Genomic DNA, 19,226 nt, shown 5'->3' on the forward strand with positions numbered 1-19,226 from the left:
CCCTACAGCTCCCGCGCCAGCCGAAGCATGCCGGCGGTGATTTCGCTCAGCTGATCCGGCGTCGTGATGAACGGGGGCATGGTATAGATGTTGGTGCCAAAGGGGCGCAGGAACACACCCATCTCATGCGCGCGGGCGTGGGCCTCATCCGCCGAGACGCGGTGCTTCATCTCGATCACGCCAATGGCCCCCAGCACCCGCACGTCCGCCACGTTGGGAAGATCGCGCGCCGGGGCCAGTTCCGCCTCCATCTGCTCGCCGAGTGCGGCCACGGTGCCGCGCCAGTCCTGGCCCGTGAGCAGGTCAAGCGACGCCTTGGCCGCAGCACAGGCCAGCGGGTTGCCCATATAGGTCGGCCCGTGCATGAACAGGCCGGGATTGCCGCCGCCGATACCCTCCGCCACGCGGTCATTGGTCATGGTGCAGGCGAAAGAGATATGCCCGCCCGTCAGCCCCTTGCCAAGGCAGATGATATCCGGCTCGACGGTGCAGAAATTGGTGGCAAACAGCTCCCCCGTGCGGCCAAAACCGGTGGCGATCTCGTCAAAGATCAAGAGGATACCCAGTTCATCACACAAGGCACGCGCCTGGTTCAGGTATTCCGGATGATAGAAATACATGCCGCCTGTGCCCTGAACGACGGGCTCCAGGATAAACGCTGCGATCTTCTGCGCATTGGCCTCTAAGACGGCGCGCAGTTCTCCCAAACCGTTCCGTGCCGGATCGTCGACCCACTCCTCATGGATGCGGACCGGCGGGCGGGAGACGAAGTGCTGCACGCTCAGCGCGCCCTGGAACAGGTGGTGCATACCGGTGTCCGGGTCGCAGACGCTCATCGCCTTCCAGGTGTCGCCGTGATAGCCGGAGCGGATGGTGGCAAACTCCTTGCGATCCGCCTGGCCGATGGCGTGCTGGTACTGCACTGCCATTTTCATCGCCACCTCGACCGAGACCGAGCCAGAGTCGCAGTAGAAGATACGGGTGAGGCTTTCGGGCGTGATCTCCAGCAGCTTGCGGCCAAGGTCGATGGCCGGGTCATGGGTCAGCCCGCCGAACATCACATGCGGCAGGGTGTCGAGCTGGTCGTGAATCGCCTTGGTGATCGCCGGGTTCTTGTGGCCGTGCATCATGCACCACCAGGACGACATGGCGTCGATCAGCCGGGTGCCGTCATCCAGTGTGATATGCACACCCTCGCTTTCCTTCACCACGAAGGTCGGTCCGGGTTTGGCAACATTGGTGTAAGGATGCCAGAGGTGCTGCTGGTCGAATTCCAGCTGGCTGAGGTCAGCGGCGCTCATGCCAGGGCCTCCTTGATCAGGTCCATGCGGATGCTGGCCTGAAAGGCCACGGCCAGCGCGTCGGAGGTCAGCTCGCCCAGGACAGGCAGCCGCCCCAGATGTGCCACCTGGCCGAACTGGCAGATGGTTTCCTCCACCGCCGGCTCCGCGTCGCCGATGAAAGCAACGCCCACAACGGTACAGCCCGCATCCCGAAGCGCTTTCAGCGACAGCAGCGTGTGGTTGATCGTTCCCAGCTGCGTCCGTGCGCACAGGATTACCGGGGCTCGCCAGCGCGCGAAGAGGTCAAGATACAGGACCTCCCGGTTCAGCGGCACCATCAGCCCGCCCGCGCCTTCGGCGACCAGCACGCCCTCGGTCTCTGGCAAGGGCAACGCGTCCGGGTCGATCTCAACACCCTCGGCCTCCGCCGACAGGTGCGGCGAGGCGGGCAGTTGCAGCAGGTAGCCCTCGGGCAGCGCCGGGCGGCCCGACAGGCGGGAGACGATCTGGCTGTCGGTCTCTTCCTCCAGCCCCGATTGCACCGGCTTCCAATAAGTGGCGCCCAGTGCCTGCACCAGGCCGGCCGAGAAAATAGTCTTGCCGATGCCGGTGTCGGTTCCAGTCACGATCAGCGCGCTCATGCTGCACTCTCCATTTCCCGGGCGAGGTCCTCGAACATCCGGGTGATGACCTCTGCCCCCGTGTTCAACGTGATCGACAGCCGCAGCCGAGAGGTGCCGCGCGGCACTGTCGGCGGGCGGATGCCGCGAATGTCATAGCCGCGGCCCTGCAGGGCGGAGGCCAGCGCCATGGTGCGTTTGTCATCGCCAATCACCACCGGCAGGATCTGGCTCTGGAACCCGTCCAGCCCGCACAGGCGCTTGGCTTCGCCTTGCGCATGGGTGATCCCCTGCCACGCCTGTTCGCGGCGGCCCGGGTTCTGTTGCAGCTCCTGCAACGCCGCCCGCACCAGTGCCGCGTTCAGCGGCGACGGGGCCGTGGCAAAGATGAACCCGCGCGCCTTGTTGATCAGCGTCTCGATCAGCACCCGCTGGCCGCAAATCAGAGCGCCAGAGGCACCCAAAGCCTTGCCGCAGGTGTGCAGGGACAGGACATTCGGAAGGTGGGCAACTTCATGCGCCAGCCCGCGGCCCAGATCGCCAAACACGCCGGAGGAATGCGCTTCATCCACCACCAGCACGGCGCCTTCGGCATCGGCCAGGGCCATCAGCGCCTCCAGCGGAGCGAGGTCTCCGTCCATGGAATAGACCGCCTCAACCGCGATCCAGACCTGGCCTCCGCCGCCTTCCGCGCGCCAGGCTTTCAGTACCCGCGCAGCGTCCTCCGCGTCGCTGTGGGCAAAGTTGCGCGTCTCGGCCCGGCCCAGCCGCATCCCGTCATGGGTGCTGGCATGGATCAGCGCGTCATACAGCACCAGATCGCCCTGCTGCGGCAGGGTGGAGAAAATCGCCTGATTGGCGTTGAACCCGCCGCCCATGAACAACGCGGCCTCGGTGCCGAAAAACTCCGCAGCCTCGGCTTCCAGAAGCTGATGTTCTGCATCATTGCCGCGCAGCAGGCGCGAGCCGCCTGCCCCCACCGGCACCCCGCGCGCCAGCGCATCTGCGGCAGCGGCGCGCAGCACTTCACTGCCCGCCAGCCCAAGGTAGTCGTTGGAGGCAAAGTCATGCCCGTCCCGCGGCATCAATTGCCGGTAGCGCCCGCGCGTGCGCAGCGCTTCCAGCGATTTCTCATGCCTCGGGAAGGCGCCCGCCATCAGCGGCTGCCGTCGCAGCCCGCGGCCATGGCGGTGATGCCCAGACGGTCAAACAGCTGCTGGTCCTTGTCCTCTTCGGGGTTGTCCGCGGTCAGCAGCGTGTCGCCCACAAAGATCGAGTTGGCACCGGCAAAGAAACACATTGCCTGCATCTCGTCCGACATATCGGTGCGGCCTGCGGACAGGCGCACGTGGGATTTCGGCATCAGGATGCGGGCCAGCGCCACGGAGCGGACGAATTCGATCGGGTCCAGCTTCTCGACATTGGCCAGCGGCGTGTCGGCGATCGGGATCAGCATGTTGACCGGCACCGAATCCGGGTGCACCTCCAGCGTTGCCAGTGCCAGCATCATGTCGATGCGGTCCAGCTGCTGCTCGCCCATGCCGACAATGCCGCCGGAGCAGACCTTGATGCCCGCCTCGCGCACCCGGTTCAGGGTGTCGATCCGGTCGGCGAAGGTGCGAGTTGTGATGATCTCGGAGTAGTAGCGCTCGGAGGTGTCGATGTTGTGGTTGTAGTAGTCCAGACCAGCATCGCGCAGGCGGAACACCTGTTCCTCGTCCAGCATGCCCAGGGTCATGCAGGTTTCCATGCCCAGGTCCTTGACGCCCTGCACCATCGCTTCCAGCGCCGCCATGTCGCGGTCCTTGGGCGAGCGCCAGGCGGCCCCCATGCAATAGCGCGTCGCGCCGCCTTCCTTGGCTTTCTTGGCCTCGGCAATCACCCGCTGCACCTCGATCAGCTTGGACGCCGACAGCTGCGCGCCGTTGCGCGCCGACTGGGAGCAATAGGCGCAATCCTCGGCGCAGCCGCCGGTCTTGATGCTGAGAAGCTTGGATTTCTGCACCTGGTTGGGGTCGAAATACTGCCGGTGCACGGTGTGCGCCTGAAACAGCAAGTCCATAAAAGGCTTGTTGTAAATCGCTTCCGCTTCCTCGCGGGTCCAGTCGGTGCGGATGGGTGCAGCGTCCAGCATGCTGTCTCCTGTTCTCTATACCTGTTGGCCATGCGCGGATGGCGTTTCCGGTTTTTATAGATAATTTTGAGGGCGCCGATCAAGCACCAAAGCTGCGCTGCAGCGATTTGCCTCGTAGATGCCTCCTTAAGACCAGTATCGCACTGAAGATAATGCCAAAAAATAATCTATGAAAATAGCGGTTGACGCGAACCCCGCCCCTCCCCTAGCCCTATAGGCACGCAGGGGAGTCCCGCCCAAGGGACTGAGAGGCGTCATGGTGCGGGGCAGCCCGGACCGGCGGCGCGACCCTTTGAACCTGACCCAGTTGACACTGGCGTAGGAAGCTAGGACGCGCCTTTTGGCCCCTTGTCCCCGCGGGGACAGCCGTTTGAAACGGGCGCATTCCGGTCAAGCAGGCCCCATGCCTGCCGGTTTCCCGAGCCAAAACTCACCTGGTGTCTTTTCTGAGTTTAGGCTTCGAGGAGCACCAAAAATGAACGTCCCCAACCCCAAGATTACGACGGGCGCATTGCCCGCGTCGCGCAAGATCTACGTCAGCGGCGAGGTCCATCAGGACATCCGCGTGCCGATGCGCGAAATCTCCACCCACCCCACCGCGGGCGAAGCGCCGCTGCCGGTCTATGACAGCTCCGGGCCCTACACCGACCCGGATGTGCTGACCGACATCCGCGAAGGCCTTCCAGCGCTGCGCCGCCAGTGGATTGAGGCACGCGGCGACGTCGAAAGCTACCAGGGCCGCGATGTTAAGCCGGAGGACAACGGCTTTGTCGAGGGCGACCGGCTGACGCCGGAGTTCCCGGTGAAACCCGCCCCCCTGCGCGGCAAGGATGGCAAAGCGCCGACCCAGCTGGCCTATGCCCGTGCAGGGCTAATCACGCCGGAAATGGAATTCGTGGCGATCCGCGAAAATCAGCTGCGCGAGCTGTCCCCCTGCCACGCCAAACGCGACGGCAATGATTTCGGCGCCAACATCCCCGACTACGTGACACCGGAATTCGTGCGCCAGGAAATTGCCGCCGGCCGCGCCATCATCCCCGCCAACATCAACCACCCGGAAATCGAGCCGATGATCATCGGCCGCAATTTCAAGGTGAAGATCAACGCCAATATGGGCACCTCGGCCGTCACCTCCTCGATGGAGGAAGAGGTGGACAAGCTGGTCTGGGCGATCCGCTGGGGTGCCGACACGGTGATGGACCTGTCGACGGGCCGCAACATTCACAACACCCGCGAATGGATCGTGCGCAACTCGCCGGTCCCGATCGGCACCGTGCCGATCTACCAGGCGCTGGAGAAGGTCAATGGCATCGCCGAGGACCTGACCTGGGAAGTTTTCCGCGACACGCTGATCGAGCAGGCGGAACAGGGCGTCGACTACTTCACCATCCACGCGGGCGTGCGGCTGCACATGGTGCCGATGACGGTGAACCGGGTGACGGGCATCGTCTCGCGCGGCGGCTCGATCATGGCCAAGTGGTGCCTGCATCACCACAAGGAGAGCTTCCTGTACGAGCATTTCGAGGAAATCTGCGACATCTGCCGCCAGTATGACGTGAGCTTCAGCTTGGGTGATGGCTTGCGCCCGGGCTCCATCGCGGACGCCAATGACGAGGCGCAGTTTGCCGAGCTGGAGACCCTCGGTGAACTGACCAAGATTGCCTGGGCCAAGGACTGCCAGGTGATGATCGAGGGGCCGGGCCATGTCGCCATGCACAAGATCAAGGAGAACATGGACAAGCAGCTGGAGTGCTGCCACGAGGCGCCCTTCTATACGCTTGGGCCGCTGACCACCGACATCGCGCCGGGCTATGACCATATCACCTCTGGCATCGGAGCCGCCATGATCGGCTGGTTCGGCTGCGCCATGCTGTGCTACGTGACACCCAAGGAGCACCTGGGCCTGCCCGACCGTGACGACGTCAAGACAGGCGTGATCACCTATAAGATCGCCGCCCATGCCGCCGATCTGGCCAAGGGCCTGCCGGGCGCCCAGCGCCGCGACGATGCACTGAGCCGGGCGCGGTTCGAGTTCCGCTGGGAGGATCAGTTCAACCTGTCGCTGGACCCGGATACCGCGCGTGAGTTCCACGACCAGACCCTGCCGAAACAGGCCCATAAGGTGGCGCATTTCTGCTCCATGTGCGGGCCGAAATTCTGCTCGATGCGGATCAGCCACGACATCCGCTCGGAAGCGCAGAAAGAGGGCATGGAGGCGATGGCCGCCAAGTTCCGCGAGGGCGGTGAGCTGTACGTGCCTGCCGCTGAAGCAGCGGAACCGGCGGAATGATCACCATCGCAGGCGCAGGCCTTGCCGGCCTCGCCTGCGCCTATGAGCTGGCGCAGCGCGGGGCGGCAGTCACCCTCTATGAGCGGGGCGAGACGCCCGGGGCCAGCAGCGTCGCGCGCTTTGCGGGCGGCATGCTGGCCCCCTGGTGCGAACGCGAAAGCGCCGAGGATGACGTCATAACCCTCGGCAGCCGCGCCTTCGATTGGTGGGCCAAGGTCACGACCGTCCACAGGCGCGGCACGCTGGTGGTGGCGCCTGCCCGCGACCGGGCGGAGCTTACCCGCTTTGCCCGCCGCACCACCGGTCACCGGGGTGTGGACGGGGCGGAGATTGGCGAGCTGGAGCCGGCACTGGCGGGGCGGTTTGCGCAAGGGCTGTTCTTTGAGAAGGAAGCCCATCTAGACCCGCGGCGGGCTTTGCGGGACCTGACTGCGACGGTGCAGGAAATAGGGGTAGAGATCCGTTATGGCTCCCCTGCCCCGGCCCGCGTCACGCTGGACTGCACCGGCATGGCGGCGCCGTTGCCTTCCTTGCGCCCGGTGCGCGGCGAGATGGCCATCCTGCACTGCCCGGAGGTGGAGATCAGCCGCACCCTGCGCCTGCTGCATCCGCGGATGCCGCTGTATCTCGTTCCCCGCGGGGACGGGTATTTCATGATCGGCGGCACCATGATCGAGAGCAGCTCGGACCGTGCCATCACCCTGCGCTCGCTCAGCGAGCTGCTGAGTGCCGCCTTTGCCCTGCACCCGGCCTTTGCGGAGGCCAGCGTCGTGGAGACCGGCGCGGGGCTGCGCCCGGCCTTCCCGGACAACCTGCCGCGGCTGACCGCACAGGACGGGACGCTTTACCTCAATGGCCTGTACCGGCACGGCTTCCTGCTTGCCCCCGCAATGGCACGGCAGGCCGCTGACCGCTTGATACCGGAGATATCAGATGAAGATCATCGTGAACGCCGAACCGCGTGACGTGTCCGCAACCGACCTTCAGACGGTCCTGGATGAGCTGGGCTTTGCCTGCTCCGCCGTTGCGACCGCGCTGAACGGCACATTCATTGCCCGCGGCAAGCGGGAGGGGGTGCTTCTGGCCGAAGGCGACCGGCTGGAGGTTCTGGCCCCGATGCAGGGAGGCTGAGATGAAAGTTTACGGAACAGAGATTGCCTCGCGGCTGCTGTTGGGCACTGCACAATATCCCTCGCCTGCGGTGCTGGCTGAGGCGGTGGCATCCAGTGGCACGGAGATCATTACTGTCTCCTTGCGCCGCGAGACCGCCGACGGCTCCGGCGCCGGGTTCTGGGAGGGGCTGAGGGAGACTGGCTGCCGCATCCTTCCCAACACCGCCGGCTGCCATTCGGTGCAGGAGGCGGTGACCACCGCCCGTATGGCGCGGGAGCTGTTTGAAACAGATTGGATCAAGCTGGAGGTGATCGGCCATTCCGACACGCTGCAGCCGGATGTGTTCGGGCTGGTGGAAGCGGCGCGGATGCTGAGCAGCGAGGGGTTCCAAGTCTTTCCCTATACCACCGACGATCTGGTGGTTGGGGAGAAGCTGCTGGACGCAGGCTGCGAAGTCCTGATGCCCTGGGGGGCGCCGATCGGCTCCGGCCAGGGGTTGCGCAACCCGGATGGCTTGCGGGCGATGCGGGCGCATTTCCCGGATGTGCCGCTGATCGTGGATGCCGGCATCGGGCGGCCCTCGGACGCGGCACAGGCGATGGAGCTGGGCATGGACGCGGTGCTGCTGAACACCGCCGTGGCCAAGGCCGGTAATCCGGCAGGGATGGCCCGCGCGATGGCTCTGGCGGTTGAAGCAGGGCGTCTGGGGTATCAGGCCGACCCGATGGAGCGGCGCGATATGGCGGTGCCCTCCACCCCGGTTCTGGGCTTGGCGGAGTTTGCATGATGGACCGTTTCTATTTGATCGTGAGCCATGTCGGCAGGCTGGAGCTGCTGGTGCCGCAGGGGGCCAGGCTGGTGCAGCTGCGCATCAAAGATGAGCCGGATGCCGAAGTACGCCGCCAGATTGCCCGCGCGCGGGATTTCTGCGCGGTGCATGGCGCGCAGCTGGTGGTGAATGATTACTGGCAGGCGGCGTTGGACCTGAACTGCAACTTCGTGCATCTGGGGCAGGAGGACATGGACACCGCGGATTTCGCCGCGCTGCGCCGCAAGGGGGTGCGCTTTGGACTGTCGACCCATGATAAAGACGAACTGGAGCGGGCGTTGTCCTTTGATCCCGCTTACGTGGCACTGGGGCCGGTCTATCCGACGCTCTTGAAGAAGATGAAATGGGGGCCGCAGGGGCTGGAGCGGGTCACCCGCTGGAAGCAGATGGCGGGCAAGACGCCTCTGGTCGCGATTGGCGGGCTGACGCCGGAGCGGCTGCCCGGGGTCTTTGCCGCCGGGGCCGACAGCGCCGCGGTGGTAACTGATATCCAGCTGGCGGAGGACCCCGAGGCGCGCACCCGCGAATGGGTGGAGGCCTGCCGCGTCAAGGAGCCCGCATGAGCCGTTACGCGCGCCAGATGATCCTGTCGGAAGTCGGTGCGGAGGGTCAGGATCGGCTGGCCCGCGCCCATGTGCTGGTGGTCGGCGCCGGGGGATTGGGCTGCCCGGTGCTGCAGTATCTGGGCGGGGCCGGCGTGGGCCGGATCACGGTGATGGATGGCGACGTGGTGGAGGAGAGCAACCTGCACCGGCAGGTGCTGTACTCGATGGCCGACCTCGGCCGCCCCAAGGCTGAGGCGGCCCGGCTGCATCTGCTGGCGGCCAATCCGGAGCTGGAGGTGACGGCCCTTGTGGAACCGCTGGACGCCGCCAATGCCTCGAAAATGGTAGCCGGGGCTGATCTGGTGGTGGATGCAGCGGACAGTTTTGCGGTGTCCTATACCCTCTCGGATGAATGCCTGCGGCAAGGCAAGACACTGATCTCCGCCTCCGCGCTGGGGCAGTCGGGCTATGCCGGCGGGTTCTGCGGCGGTGCACCGTCCTTGCGCGCGGTGTTTCCGGACCTGCCCGCGCAGGCCGCGACCTGCGCGACCGCAGGCGTGATGGGGCCAGCCGTGGGCATGATCGGAGCATTGCAGGCACAGCTGGCGCTGAAAGCTCTGCTGGATCATCAGCCGTCCCCGCGGGGACAGCTGTTTATTTTCCGCATGCAGGACCTGCAGGTCAGCACATTCCGCTTTGACGGCGCCGAGGAGCCGGAGGACACCCTGCCCTTTATCGCCGCACCTCATATCACCCCGCAGGATACGGTGGTTGAACTGCGCGATGCCGCAGAAGCCCCGCGCCTGCCTGCACCGCAGACGCGCCGGATGGCCCGTGCCGATCTGCTGGCGGCGGACCTCCCGCGCGGGGGGCGGATCGTGCTGTGCTGCCGCACCGGGCTCCGGGCCTGGGGCGCGGCGCAGGATCTGCGGCAGGCCGGTTTCAACGATCTTGCGCTGCTGGCGGCGGGAGATGGTGCGTGACAATGATCCTGGCCATTGGCGGCACCGACAGCAGCGGCGGCGCGGGGCTCACCCGCGATACGGCTATGGCCGCCGAGCTGGGCGTCTCTGTCCGGCCGGTCGTGGCAGCCGTGACCGTGCAGACCAACGAGGCGGTTCTGGCCGTTCATCCCTGCCCTGTCCAAGGTGTTGCGGACCAGGCGCGCGCCGCCTTGGCAACACCGCCGCGGCCCGGGGCGGTGAAGATCGGCATGCTTGGCTCGGCTGCGGTGGCGGAAGCGGTAGAGGCCGCTTTGCCCGCGGGCCTGCCCATCGTGCTGGACCCGGTATTGAAGGCAAGTTCCGGCGGCACGCTGATGGCGGCGGATGGCTTTGGCGCGCTGCTGCGGCGGGCGGCGCTGGTAACGCCGAACCTGGCGGAGCTGGAGCTGCTGTCCGGCGTGCAGGGCAGCCTTGAGGCGCAAGCGGCCGCGCTGCTGGCGCAAGGAGTGCAAGCGGTGCTGGTCAAGGGCGGCCATGGCACCGGGGCGGAGAGCATTGACCTGCTGTTCACCGCAGATCACGCGCCCGTCCCCTTTGCCGCGCCGCGGCTGGCGGTATCGAGGCGCGGCACCGGGTGCAGCCTGGCAACGGCCATCGCTTGCCATCTGGCACAGGGGGAAAGCCTGGAGGCAGCCTGCCGCCACGGCAAGGACGCGGTGCACCGCTGGCTGCGCCGCTGAGGCGGGCAAGGTCGCTGGCAGACGGTTTTGAGGCCGGTTTCAGGACGGAGCCTGCGGGCACGTCTCCCTAGTGTCCCGGCAGCTTTTCACGCCAAGGCCCGGGAGACCTGCTGCATGACCGATATCACCGCGCTCAGCGCCGAACAGATGGCGGCCAAGCTGCGCGCCCGCGAGCTGAGCGCCCGCGAGGTGCTGGCGGCGCATAAGGCGCAGACAGAGGCGCGGGAGGGCGCGGTCAATGCCTTTGTCACCCTGGACTGGGACGCGGCAGAGGCGCGGGCGGCGGAACTGGATGCGATGGCCGCCGGCGGACGTTTTGCCGGGCCGTTGCACGGGCTTCCGCTGGCGGTCAAGGATTGCTTTGAAACCACGGGGTTGCGCACCACCTGGGGGTCGCGGAGCTTTGAAACCCATGTGCCGGACTATGACGCGCTGCACGTGGCGCGGCTGCGGGCGGCGGGCGCAGTGATCACCGGCAAAAGCAACACGCCGGAATTCACCTTTTCCGGCCAGACCAGCAACCTGGTGAGCGGCACCACCCGCAACCCGCTGAACCCGGAAAAGACTGTGGCCGGCAGTTCCGGCGGCGCGGCGGCGGCGCTGGCGGCGAACATGGTGGCATTGGCCGATGGCTCCGATCTGGGCGGCAGCACCCGCACGCCTGCGGCCTGGTGCGGAGTTGTGGGGATGCGCCCGACCTCCGGCCTGATCCCCTATGCGCCGAACCCCGCGCCCTTTGACGGGCTGTCGGTGCCGGGGCCGATGGCGCGGACGGTGCGGGATCTGGTGCTGATGCTGGAGGTGATGCAGGGCAATGCCGCCAGCCAGCCGCTGGGCTTCTGGCAGGACCTGCCGCGGCTGGCGGACTTGGATGAGCCCCCTGCCCGGCGCCCTGGCCGGGTTGCGCTGTCGCTGTCGCCCTTCGGGGCCACTGTGGAGCCGTCGGTGCAGGTGGCGATTGCGCCGGTGGAGGCTTTGTGCCGGGAGCTGGGATGGCAGGTGGCAGAAGACGCCCCCGAACTTGAGCCGCTGATGGCGCATGGCGGTATCACCCGCGGCCAATGCGCCCTGCAGGTCCGCGCCGCGCTGGAGCCGGACATGGCGCTGGCAGGAGAAAGCTTCCGTACTGCCTGTGCCCAGGCAGAGGGGCGCAGCCTGGCGGAGCTGGTGGCCTATCAGACCACCCGCGCCCGGGTCTGGGCGGATGTGGCTGCCTTCTTTGAGCGCTACGACTTTGCCTTGTGGCCCACGGCGACGGGGATGCCGTTCTCTGCGGATCTGCGCGACAGCGAGCTGCCCGAGGACTGGCGCACGGTGACGCTGACACCGCCGATGGAACTGCCCTCAGTCTCGATCCCCTTCGGTGCTTCTGCAGACGAAATGCCCGTGGGGCTGCATATCACCGGGCCGAAAGGGTCGGATAAACGGCTGCTGCAATTTGCCCGCAGCATCGAGCGGGCGCTGCGTTAGCACGGAAGCACCGCCCCACTGCCGCCCTCAGCGCATCCAGAAGCCTTCTTTCTTGATCCGGTTGCGGATCGCCTGCTCGCGCCGCGGCAGGTTTTCGCGGTCAAAAAGCGCCCGCACCTTTTCTCCGCGGCCCTGATAGACCATGCGCTTGATCGGCTCATAGGTCTTCAGCACCTTCTTGATCCGGTTCGGCGCGGCGATTTCGTGCAGCAGCTCCACCACCCGGTCGCTTTCGCGCGCATAGAGCAGCGGAAACAGCCGGTAGTGGCAGCTGGTCTCCCCGTCCAGATAGCCGGCAGGCAGCGCATCGCGGCCGCCGCCGAAGGAATGGATCACCAGCGGCAGCACGATCTGATCCAGCCATGGGTCCAATGACTGGCCCGTCAGCTCCGGCGGCGGATCATTCCTGACCGATTGCGCATAGACCAGGAAGCGCTTACCAAAGGCCCGCGGGCAGGCGCCGTAGAAAAAGCCCGCATTGAAATAGAGGTAGCGCTTCCAGAACCCGTCCGGCTGGCCGAGGTCGAGGCTGGACTGAAAATCGAGGCCGAAGCGGGCATAAAGCGACTGCCAGATGCCGGCATATCCCGGCCCGTAAAGAGTGGGCTTGGGCCAGGTCCCCTCCACCCGCAGCGACGCCGAGGGGCGGGAGAAGTCAAAGGGCACCTCCGCCAGCTCGCCGGTGATCAGCGTGTCGGTGTCGAAGAACACGAACGGCTCCCCTTCCGGCAGCACCTGCAGCGCCTCGATCTTGTTGCCATAGGGGTATACGGCGCCGAACACCTTGCTTTCGAACGGCAGGATCTCCGCGCCCAGATCCGCGAGCAACTGCAGCACCTCCCGGTTGCGGATGCTGGGGTCCTTGTCCCACAACGGCCCCGGCTGCGGCACCGCCACAAACAGGCGGCCGGAAAACCCGGGGGAACAGTGGCGCAGCGAGGCGGCAAACAGGACCGCCTCATACTGCAGCCGGCCCGCCTGGCCGATGATCATCACGTTGAAGGGGGCATTTGCCATTGTTTTCCCCGTTTTTTCGTCTCTGCCGGGCGGTTAGGACTGCCTGTTAAGGCCGCAGGCAGACCTGCCTGCTATGGTAGCTACTAGCCGGCAGGATGCCGTGCAACAGGCCGCCGGGAATTTCGGGCGGCCCTGTGACTCGAAAGGGCGTCCCAAGTGGAGAGAGAACATGATTGATGTGATCCTGGCGATAATCGCGGCCGCGGCGCAGCCGGGCTCGGAGGACGACACACAGGAGGCTGCGGCGGTCGCCGCGCCTGCTCCGGCTGGCAGCGCGCTGGCGGCGGAGCCGCAGGAGGCCACCGGCCGCTTTACCACCGCAACCGAGGTGAAGCCGATCCTGGCCGCGACTCTGGCCAATTGGATACATGTGCGCGAATTCAACGGCCAGGACCTGCTCTATGTCACCCACCTGTGGTCCTGGCGCTGCGGCCTGGCGCAGGTGAAACTGGGGGTGAACGGCAGCCCGCTGGAAGTCTGGCCGCTGCCAAAGTGCCATCTGGACGAGGGCTTTCCCAACATGATCAAGGAAGAAGACGGCATGCCCTACCGCAGCTACCCGCTGGGCTCGATCCAGCAGGTCGCGGTTGAAGTGACCTATGATGACCTCAGCACCGAGAGCTTTTCCTTCGGCCGCAACGGCCGCCCCCTGCGGTAAGCCTGACCCGCCGGCCGGATCTGGCCGGTTTTGGCTGAGCGGCCGCGTACCGGCCTTCCCGGCAAGGCATTGGCAGCAACCCCCGCGGCAGTCTCCCGCAGCGCCAGCAATGCGCGCGGCGGTCTGCAATTCTGCAAGCTTGTTCATTTGCTGAAAAGACCTCTTGCGAGGAACCTGCGAAGGATGCTAAGCGCGGTTTCACAGCTCGGCGCCCCTATAGCTCAGCTGGTAGAGCAACTGATTTGTAATCAGTAGGTCCGCGGTTCGAGTCCGTGTGGGGGCACCACTTCACCAAAAAATGTCCTTTAATATCAACGTCCTGACTGAAACGTCACCGCTTGAGCCCCACTAAGCGCCCCACTTTCGCATTTCGATACACCTGTACTTCGCAGCGGTTCGAAATGGCCTTGCATGGTGTGCCTTCGCCCCCGCATATAGGACCCACCACCCACTTTCAGCATCGCGACGAATTGAGTTATTCCCGGAAGGGTTGCGAGGTTCCACAGTTGACTTCTATGGTAAGCTAACCACGAACTGGAAGCCGGACCGAAAATTGGAATGTGAAGCAGTATCATTTGTTCGCCGCTCAACAAGTGGTCGCTCGAAGCCGCCTCTGGTTTTCGCCGAAATGCCGGATGGTGACCCACTTGAAGTCTGGCTCAAAGCGCCGCGTCTCCACCCAGGCATATCGGATGCTGCCCCTTCGCGAGAATGGATGGCTGCGCGTTTAGCCGACAACTTGGGCCTGCCTTGCCCTCAACCTGTCTTGGTCAGGCTAACAGATGATTTCATCGACAGTCTCGCCGATTCAGATCTAGCCACATCTCTGCGAGCGGGACCAAGCGTGGTTTTTGGCGCCATGCACTTAGGGCCGGGCTGGCGTAGGTGGTCAGAGGCCAGCAGCTTGCCCAGAACTCAACATCAAGTCCAAGGGGAAGCATATCTTTTCGACTCCATCATCCAGAACTGGGATAGGCGCGTCGCCAACCCCAACATTCTGAAAAAAGGTGATGATTTTCGGCTATTGGACCATGAGGAGTGCTTTGGGTCAGCAACGGCACCTGATGATGAGAAGCCTTACATTCACCTCCCGTGGAGCACAGGAGGTCTAACGAACTATATCGCCGGGGACTATCAACACCCATTCTGGCGGAAACTGAAGGCAAGCAACCACATCGATTTTCGCTCGGCGGCCAAGGCTTGGAAAAGTCTACCTGAGGACACATTTTCAATGTATGCCAACGATGCGCCCGCCGAATGGGGGGATGCATGTAAAGATATCGCATCTTACCTCGACCAAGCTGTGGAGCATATCGATGAGGTTGTTGCGGCAATCGAAGGAGCCCGGGAGCTATGAAGCGTAGCGCCTATACTTACACTGTTTTGCAGTATCGCCATGACGTTTGGTCTGGCGAATGCATGAACGTGGGCCTCCTTTTCTTCTGCCCCAAGGCACAATTCGTGGATTTCAAGTTTCGCAGCGGCGGTTCACGACTGAGTAGTGCGTACCCGGGGCTGAACAGAACTGCCTTGTCGCATGACTTGAAAGAAATAGACCGATGGTTTGATCGGAATGCGTCTCAACCATCCGATATGTGGATCTGGAAGTCGGCCATCGATTTGGGGCACTCGCTGCTTGGAAACGATGACAGCAGTTTTCGCTGGAAGCTGAACGGAAGTGGAACAACCAGCGATCCTGAGAAGACCTCGGAGCAACTATTCCAACGCTTCGTGATGCAGCATGACGCCAAACCAGGACGGACACAACGCTCTGATGAACAGGTCTTTGATACAGTCAAAGGCAAGCTCAAACGGGCCGAGTTATTGAGCCGAATGAAACCACACACCTTCAGAACCGAGTACACTGAAGTCACATTCGACCACTCGCTCAAAAATGGAAAGTGGCACTGCGTCCAAGCTATCTCCTTCGATTCCGCCGATGAGGAGCATATGCAGCGGAAAGCTGACCGTTGGGCTGGTAAGCTGGTTGGGCTGCTCGAAGCGAACGAAAGACCACAGGTCTACATGGTCACAGGAAGGCCAACCGACCAGCAACTGCAAAACAAATACTCGAAAATGTTAGAGTTCCTGCGCCACAACCCAGCTGCACCAGTTGTTGTTGACGAAGAGCAAAGTGAAACCGTTGTCCAACGCCTCTCAGCATTGAAAAACGAGTACTGACGCTGCAAATTTTGCATTGGGAACGTGCGACAACCTGTCAACGCTCTGCGTGCGCAATGCCCGCTCAGCATTTGAGGGAAGGCACTTCGGAATAATGCTACGGGTGGTAATTTCCGCAAATGACGCCCTGCCCAGCGCGGAGCTTTGCCGCTTCTATGAGGCCGTGTTTTCGCTTCGCGGAACCGGCAGAAATGCGAATTCGAGCGTGCTTTCTTTATTTTGGCTTTGGAGGCCGGCAAGACAGAATAGTTCGAGTTTGCCGCTGCATGTGGGATAGCTGGAAACTCACTCCCGCGGCGGTGAATTGCCGGAGCGATGGAGAGCCCAGCGCCTCCGTTGCGCATCCGCGATCTTGTCCCGGCCCGCTTGCGTTTTCGGGCCGGTCGAAAGCCCCCCATGAAGCCGACAACGCCTTTTACCAAGGCAAGGCTTTGAACGGCAGGCTGTGCCTCTGCGGGTGCGTGCGCCGCAATGCTTAGAAAAAGTTTGAGCGGCAGCGGAGCCTAAGACCCCATCCCGCGCGCGCGTAGATGGTGAAAAATTGTCCCATCCCTCTAGCGGTTTCTGGAAAGGCTTGGAGCACCATGGCGCCTCAAGCCCCATTGCCAAGAGCAACCGCGAAGGAGCATAGCCGCGAGTAAGCGGCTTTCCTTTCCGTTCCCAGTATTTGACTGATGACAGGTGCAACCCAGCCAAAGCCGCCAAGGTTGGTCGCGAAAGCCCCAGGCGCAGGCGGTGCTGTTTCAGTTCTTCACCAGTCATCTGCTTAGCTCCTGCCCCATGGCTAGATGTAGATATGTCCTGATTTCTGTGACACAGCATTTCGCAAACTCGCTCAGCCCGACACAATTTTCAGGACGGGAGAGCCTGCGGGCGCTCCAGTTTCGGCTTTCGCGTCAGTCATTCTGTGACGCCGATGCACTGTTTTTGTGCGGGGCTTCTGCGCCTCCTGCCAGCGCATGAATGCCTTTCGGGCCGGTTTCCCGTCTTGCGTCGGCAATTCATCAAGCGCCTGTCAATGAGCGTTCAAAACTGACCCGGTTTCAGCGTTTGAATTTGACCCACCCCTTGTGGCGCAAAGGCCCCAGGCGGGCCGCCCTCATATAGCGAGTCCGACTGGGGGCTTTGCTTGCGCGACGTTTATGTTTTTCTGCGTCGCTTGCTCTGTGCGAACCGGTATGACGTGTTGCCTGTCTCGATGATTGCGCAGTGATGGGTTACGCGATCCAGAAGCGCGGTTGTCATCTTGGCGTCACCGAAGACCGAGACCCATTCGCCGAACTCCAGGTTCGTCGTGATGATGACACTGGTCTTCTCATAGAGCTTGCTGATCAGATGGAACAGCAACGCGCCGCCGGACTTGGGGAACGGGATGTAGCCCAGCTCGTCGATGATGACGCAGTCCAGGGCCGAGAGCTGCCGGATGATCTTCCCGGCATTGCCCTCGGCCTGTTCCTTGATCAGGGCGTTGATCAGGTCGACGGCGTTGAAGAAGCGCGCCTTCTTGCCGTTGCTGATCAGGGTGGTTCCAAGCGCGATGGCGATGTGGGTTTTGCCGGTGCCGGTTCCGCCCACCAGGATGAGATTATGTGCCTCTTCTGTGAATTGGCCTGAGCAGAACGGCTCGATTTGGGGCTGGGTGACGGCGGCCGCGCTGTAATCGAAGGTGGCGAAGTCCTTGTGGTGGGGGAACTTCGCAATCCTCATTTGATACTGGATGGAGCGCACCCGCCGCTCTACAGTCTCAGCGTCGATCAGTTGCTTTATCGCTGTGGTCAGACTTGGTGGCTTGCGCGCGGACAGCAAATCATGGGCGCAAGCTGCCATCCCGTGCAGCCTCAGGGCGGTCAGTTGGTCGATGAGGGCGTTCATGCGGCAGCCTCCTCAGCCGAGCACAGCGTCTCATAGCGCTTGCAATCGGCCTCGGGCCGCAAGGTCAGCTGCGGATAGGTATAGGCGTCGCTGAGCGGCGTGATGACCGGCTCCACCAACTGGTTAATCAGGTTGATGATGGCGGGCAGGCGCAGGGTGTTTTGTTCCACCGCCAGTTCGCAAGCCGTCTCGACCACCTCGACCCCGTGATCCTGGGCCAGCAGAAGCAGATCGACGAACTCCCGATCCCCGCCTTTGCCGGCCATGTAGTGCTCCCTGATCTGATGCATGGCCTCAGGCAGTTGCCAGTCCACAAAGGGGGCGCCGTCGCGCAGGGCGCCGGGCTTGCGATCCAGCAGCGGCACGTAGTGCCAAGGTTCAAAATAGCTGACATTGCGGGTGAAGCGACGCTTGTGCTCGGCGATGACATCCTGGCCCGACACCAGCACGATCCGGCCTGCATAGGCGCGCAGCGACACATGTTGCCCCGCGAACCGGGACGGCACGCTGTAGCGATTGCTGGCATATTGAACCAGGCAGGTGGAGCGAACACGAACGGTCTTTTCCACGTATCCGTCAAATGCTCGCCCCAGAGGGCGCAGTTCGGCGCGTTCGTCTTCGAACAGCTCTGCAATCGTGCGATCCGATTGCTCGGGATGGGGCCGGTTTGCCAGCTCTTCACAGCGCAGGCGCAGCCAATCGTTCAGCGCATCGAGATCATCAAAGGCAGGTTTGGGCACAAACAACCGGCCGCGCAAAAACTGGACCTGGTTCTCGACCTGTCCCTTCTCCCAGCCCGCAGCCGGGGTGCAGGCCACCGGCTCCATAACGTAATGGTTCATCAAGGCAAGGAACCGGGGATGGAATATCCGGTCCTTGGAGCGGGAGACATAGGTCACCATGGTCTTGGGGTTGTCGATGATCACCCGGCGTGGAACCCCGCCATAGAAAGACAGCGCCTGCGCAAAGGCATCCAGCACCATCTCCTGGGCTTCGCCGGGATAGGCGACGACAAAGGGCTTGCGGCTGTGGCACAGGCGGAAATGGGCAACCTTCACCTTCTGCTCGATACCGCCCAGGACAACCCGTTCTTCGCTCCAGTCAAATTGCAGCGCATCGCCTGCCGCAAAATGCAGCGGGATAAAGGCCTCGCCCGAACCGGCACCGGCCCGCCTCAGATCGCGGACAAATCGCTGAACTGGCGAATAGGAACCGGTGTAGCCTTCCACCACGAGCTGCTCATAGAGCTTCTGGGCCGTCCGCCGCTCCCGGCGTGGTCGCTTCTGGTCCTGATCGAACAGCTCCTGAAGCCGAAGATCAAACCCGTTGCACAGTTTGTGCCGAACCGGCGGGGCCTGGCGCTGGTAGCTCGGCGGGCTCTCATCCTTCAGATACTTCTTGATCGTGTTCCGCGATAATCCCGTCGCCCGCGCAACAGACCGGATGCTGCGTCCCTCAACCAATACCCATCGTCGGATCTTCGACACGCTTTCCATCAGTAACACCTGCTCTTTCCTCCGCACTTTTTGT

19 protein-coding genes, 1 tRNA gene and 1 riboswitch are annotated in these 19,226 nt (G+C 63.5%); of the genes, 12 read left to right on the forward strand and 8 right to left on the reverse strand.

Annotation, left to right across the window (positions count from 1 at the left end):
• Positions 1-2: 2 nt before the first annotated feature.
• From bioA to bioB, 4 genes are read right to left on the reverse strand one after another with little or no spacing between them, the layout of a single operon-like run.
• Positions 3-1,301, reverse strand: coding sequence for an adenosylmethionine--8-amino-7-oxononanoate transaminase (gene bioA / locus ACXAED_RS02230; RefSeq protein ID WP_475046558.1), 1,299 nt, complete (start codon positions 1,299-1,301; stop codon positions 3-5).
• Positions 1,298-1,924 carry a dethiobiotin synthase gene (bioD, locus tag ACXAED_RS02235; RefSeq protein ID WP_475046559.1) on the reverse strand — a complete coding sequence of 209 codons (627 nt, stop codon included), beginning with the start codon at positions 1,922-1,924 and terminating at the stop codon, positions 1,298-1,300. The genes bioA and bioD overlap by 4 nt, the downstream gene beginning before the upstream one ends.
• The gene (locus ACXAED_RS02240; RefSeq protein WP_475046561.1) at positions 1,921-3,060 is read right to left on the reverse strand and encodes an 8-amino-7-oxononanoate synthase; all 1,140 of its coding nucleotides are present in this window, start codon (positions 3,058-3,060) and stop codon (positions 1,921-1,923) included. Before ACXAED_RS02240 ends, bioD begins: the two co-directional genes overlap by 4 nt.
• Positions 3,060-4,037, reverse strand: a complete 978-nt coding sequence (bioB, locus tag ACXAED_RS02245; protein WP_008556688.1) for a biotin synthase BioB — start codon at positions 4,035-4,037, stop codon at positions 3,060-3,062. The genes ACXAED_RS02240 and bioB overlap by 1 nt, the downstream gene beginning before the upstream one ends.
• A gap of 213 nt (positions 4,038-4,250) precedes the next feature.
• A riboswitch (TPP riboswitch) is annotated at positions 4,251-4,379 on the forward strand.
• Between the two features lie 133 nt (positions 4,380-4,512).
• On the opposite strand from bioB, the gene thiC reads away from it, so the two are divergent.
• The 8 genes from thiC (at position 4,513) to ACXAED_RS02285 (ending at position 11,968) form a co-directional block, all read left to right on the forward strand.
• The gene (thiC, locus tag ACXAED_RS02250; protein WP_475046562.1) at positions 4,513-6,327 is read left to right on the forward strand and encodes a phosphomethylpyrimidine synthase ThiC; all 1,815 of its coding nucleotides are present in this window, start codon (positions 4,513-4,515) and stop codon (positions 6,325-6,327) included.
• The gene (locus ACXAED_RS02255; RefSeq protein ID WP_475046564.1) at positions 6,324-7,292 is read left to right on the forward strand and encodes an FAD-dependent oxidoreductase; all 969 of its coding nucleotides are present in this window, start codon (positions 6,324-6,326) and stop codon (positions 7,290-7,292) included. Before thiC ends, ACXAED_RS02255 begins: the two co-directional genes overlap by 4 nt.
• Positions 7,261-7,458 carry a sulfur carrier protein ThiS gene (gene thiS / locus ACXAED_RS02260; RefSeq protein WP_475046565.1) on the forward strand — a complete coding sequence of 66 codons (198 nt, stop codon included), beginning with the start codon at positions 7,261-7,263 and terminating at the stop codon, positions 7,456-7,458. The genes ACXAED_RS02255 and thiS overlap by 32 nt, the downstream gene beginning before the upstream one ends.
• Position 7,459: 1 nt before the next feature.
• Entirely contained in the window at positions 7,460-8,227 is a 768-nt protein-coding gene (locus ACXAED_RS02265; protein ID WP_475046567.1) for a thiazole synthase, read from the forward strand.
• Positions 8,227-8,832, forward strand: a complete 606-nt coding sequence (locus ACXAED_RS02270; RefSeq protein ID WP_475052984.1) for a thiamine phosphate synthase — start codon at positions 8,227-8,229, stop codon at positions 8,830-8,832. Before ACXAED_RS02265 ends, ACXAED_RS02270 begins: the two co-directional genes overlap by 1 nt.
• Positions 8,829-9,797, forward strand: a complete 969-nt coding sequence (locus ACXAED_RS02275) for a ThiF family adenylyltransferase (protein ID WP_475046569.1) — start codon at positions 8,829-8,831, stop codon at positions 9,795-9,797. Before ACXAED_RS02270 ends, ACXAED_RS02275 begins: the two co-directional genes overlap by 4 nt.
• Before the next feature lie 2 nt (positions 9,798-9,799).
• Positions 9,800-10,498 (forward strand): bifunctional hydroxymethylpyrimidine kinase/phosphomethylpyrimidine kinase, encoded by a 699-nt coding sequence (gene thiD / locus ACXAED_RS02280; protein ID WP_475052986.1) that lies wholly within the window; start codon positions 9,800-9,802, stop codon positions 10,496-10,498.
• A gap of 114 nt (positions 10,499-10,612) precedes the next feature.
• Positions 10,613-11,968 (forward strand): amidase, encoded by a 1,356-nt coding sequence (locus tag ACXAED_RS02285; RefSeq protein ID WP_475046571.1) that lies wholly within the window; start codon positions 10,613-10,615, stop codon positions 11,966-11,968.
• A gap of 27 nt (positions 11,969-11,995) precedes the next feature.
• Here the strand turns inward: ACXAED_RS02285 and ACXAED_RS02290 are convergent, their stop codons facing one another.
• Positions 11,996-12,985: a hypothetical protein gene (locus ACXAED_RS02290; RefSeq protein ID WP_475046572.1), complete on the reverse strand. Its 990-nt coding sequence runs from the start codon at positions 12,983-12,985 to the stop codon at positions 11,996-11,998.
• Positions 12,986-13,154: 169 nt separating this feature from the next.
• Here ACXAED_RS02290 and ACXAED_RS02295 point away from each other — a divergent pair, with 169 nt between their 5' ends.
• The 4 genes from ACXAED_RS02295 to ACXAED_RS02310 all read left to right on the forward strand — a co-directional run bounded on the left by ACXAED_RS02295 (position 13,155) and on the right by ACXAED_RS02310 (position 15,824).
• Entirely contained in the window at positions 13,155-13,643 is a 489-nt protein-coding gene (locus ACXAED_RS02295) for a hypothetical protein (protein WP_475046574.1), read from the forward strand.
• 210 nt (positions 13,644-13,853) lie between these two features.
• Positions 13,854-13,929: transfer RNA gene (locus ACXAED_RS02300), tRNA-Thr, on the forward strand.
• A 267-nt stretch (positions 13,930-14,196) separates the two neighbouring features.
• Entirely contained in the window at positions 14,197-15,000 is an 804-nt protein-coding gene (locus ACXAED_RS02305) for a HipA family kinase (protein WP_475046575.1), read from the forward strand.
• On the forward strand, positions 14,997-15,824 hold the full coding sequence (locus ACXAED_RS02310) for a DUF3037 domain-containing protein (RefSeq protein ID WP_475046577.1): 828 nt from the start codon (positions 14,997-14,999) through the stop codon (positions 15,822-15,824). The genes ACXAED_RS02305 and ACXAED_RS02310 overlap by 4 nt, the downstream gene beginning before the upstream one ends.
• Positions 15,825-16,109: 285 nt before the next feature.
• On the opposite strand, the gene ACXAED_RS02315 is transcribed toward ACXAED_RS02310, so the two are convergent.
• The 3 genes from ACXAED_RS02315 to istA all read right to left on the reverse strand — a co-directional run bounded on the left by ACXAED_RS02315 (position 16,110) and on the right by istA (position 19,192).
• Positions 16,110-16,646, reverse strand: coding sequence for an HGGxSTG domain-containing protein (locus tag ACXAED_RS02315; protein ID WP_475046578.1), 537 nt, complete (start codon positions 16,644-16,646; stop codon positions 16,110-16,112).
• Between the two features lie 318 nt (positions 16,647-16,964).
• Positions 16,965-17,696 carry an IS21-like element helper ATPase IstB gene (istB, locus tag ACXAED_RS02320; protein WP_027234437.1) on the reverse strand — a complete coding sequence of 244 codons (732 nt, stop codon included), beginning with the start codon at positions 17,694-17,696 and terminating at the stop codon, positions 16,965-16,967.
• The gene (gene istA, locus ACXAED_RS02325; RefSeq protein WP_475046390.1) at positions 17,693-19,192 is read right to left on the reverse strand and encodes an IS21 family transposase; all 1,500 of its coding nucleotides are present in this window, start codon (positions 19,190-19,192) and stop codon (positions 17,693-17,695) included. Before istA ends, istB begins: the two co-directional genes overlap by 4 nt.
• Positions 19,193-19,226 lie beyond the last annotated feature (34 nt).

Source organism: Leisingera sp. ABM4_103 (assembly GCF_056158685.1).

Bases quoted from the DNA above. Each gene is read 5' to 3' on its own strand.
- thiD (WP_475052986.1), top strand. From the start codon at position 9,800: ATGATCCTGGCCATTGGCGGCACCGACAGCAGCGGCGGCGCGGGGCTC.
- ACXAED_RS02270 (WP_475052984.1), top strand. From the start codon at position 8,227: ATGGACCGTTTCTATTTGATCGTGAGCCATGTCGGCAGGCTGGAGCTG.
- bioB (WP_008556688.1), bottom strand. From the start codon at position 4,037: ATGCTGGACGCTGCACCCATCCGCACCGACTGGACCCGCGAGGAAGCG.
- ACXAED_RS02310 (WP_475046577.1), top strand. From the start codon at position 14,997: ATGAAGCGTAGCGCCTATACTTACACTGTTTTGCAGTATCGCCATGAC.
- ACXAED_RS02265 (WP_475046567.1), top strand. From the start codon at position 7,460: ATGAAAGTTTACGGAACAGAGATTGCCTCGCGGCTGCTGTTGGGCACT.
- ACXAED_RS02295 (WP_475046574.1), top strand. From the start codon at position 13,155: ATGATTGATGTGATCCTGGCGATAATCGCGGCCGCGGCGCAGCCGGGC.
- ACXAED_RS02240 (WP_475046561.1), bottom strand. From the start codon at position 3,060: ATGGCGGGCGCCTTCCCGAGGCATGAGAAATCGCTGGAAGCGCTGCGC.
- ACXAED_RS02315 (WP_475046578.1), bottom strand. From the start codon at position 16,646: ATGCTGTGTCACAGAAATCAGGACATATCTACATCTAGCCATGGGGCA.
- thiS (WP_475046565.1), top strand. From the start codon at position 7,261: ATGAAGATCATCGTGAACGCCGAACCGCGTGACGTGTCCGCAACCGAC.
- bioA (WP_475046558.1), bottom strand. From the start codon at position 1,301: ATGAGCGCCGCTGACCTCAGCCAGCTGGAATTCGACCAGCAGCACCTC.
- thiC (WP_475046562.1), top strand. From the start codon at position 4,513: ATGAACGTCCCCAACCCCAAGATTACGACGGGCGCATTGCCCGCGTCG.
- ACXAED_RS02255 (WP_475046564.1), top strand. From the start codon at position 6,324: ATGATCACCATCGCAGGCGCAGGCCTTGCCGGCCTCGCCTGCGCCTAT.
- bioD (WP_475046559.1), bottom strand. From the start codon at position 1,924: ATGAGCGCGCTGATCGTGACTGGAACCGACACCGGCATCGGCAAGACT.
- ACXAED_RS02290 (WP_475046572.1), bottom strand. From the start codon at position 12,985: ATGGCAAATGCCCCCTTCAACGTGATGATCATCGGCCAGGCGGGCCGG.
- istA (WP_475046390.1), bottom strand. From the start codon at position 19,192: ATGGAAAGCGTGTCGAAGATCCGACGATGGGTATTGGTTGAGGGACGC.
- ACXAED_RS02275 (WP_475046569.1), top strand. From the start codon at position 8,829: ATGAGCCGTTACGCGCGCCAGATGATCCTGTCGGAAGTCGGTGCGGAG.
- ACXAED_RS02285 (WP_475046571.1), top strand. From the start codon at position 10,613: ATGACCGATATCACCGCGCTCAGCGCCGAACAGATGGCGGCCAAGCTG.
- istB (WP_027234437.1), bottom strand. From the start codon at position 17,696: ATGAACGCCCTCATCGACCAACTGACCGCCCTGAGGCTGCACGGGATG.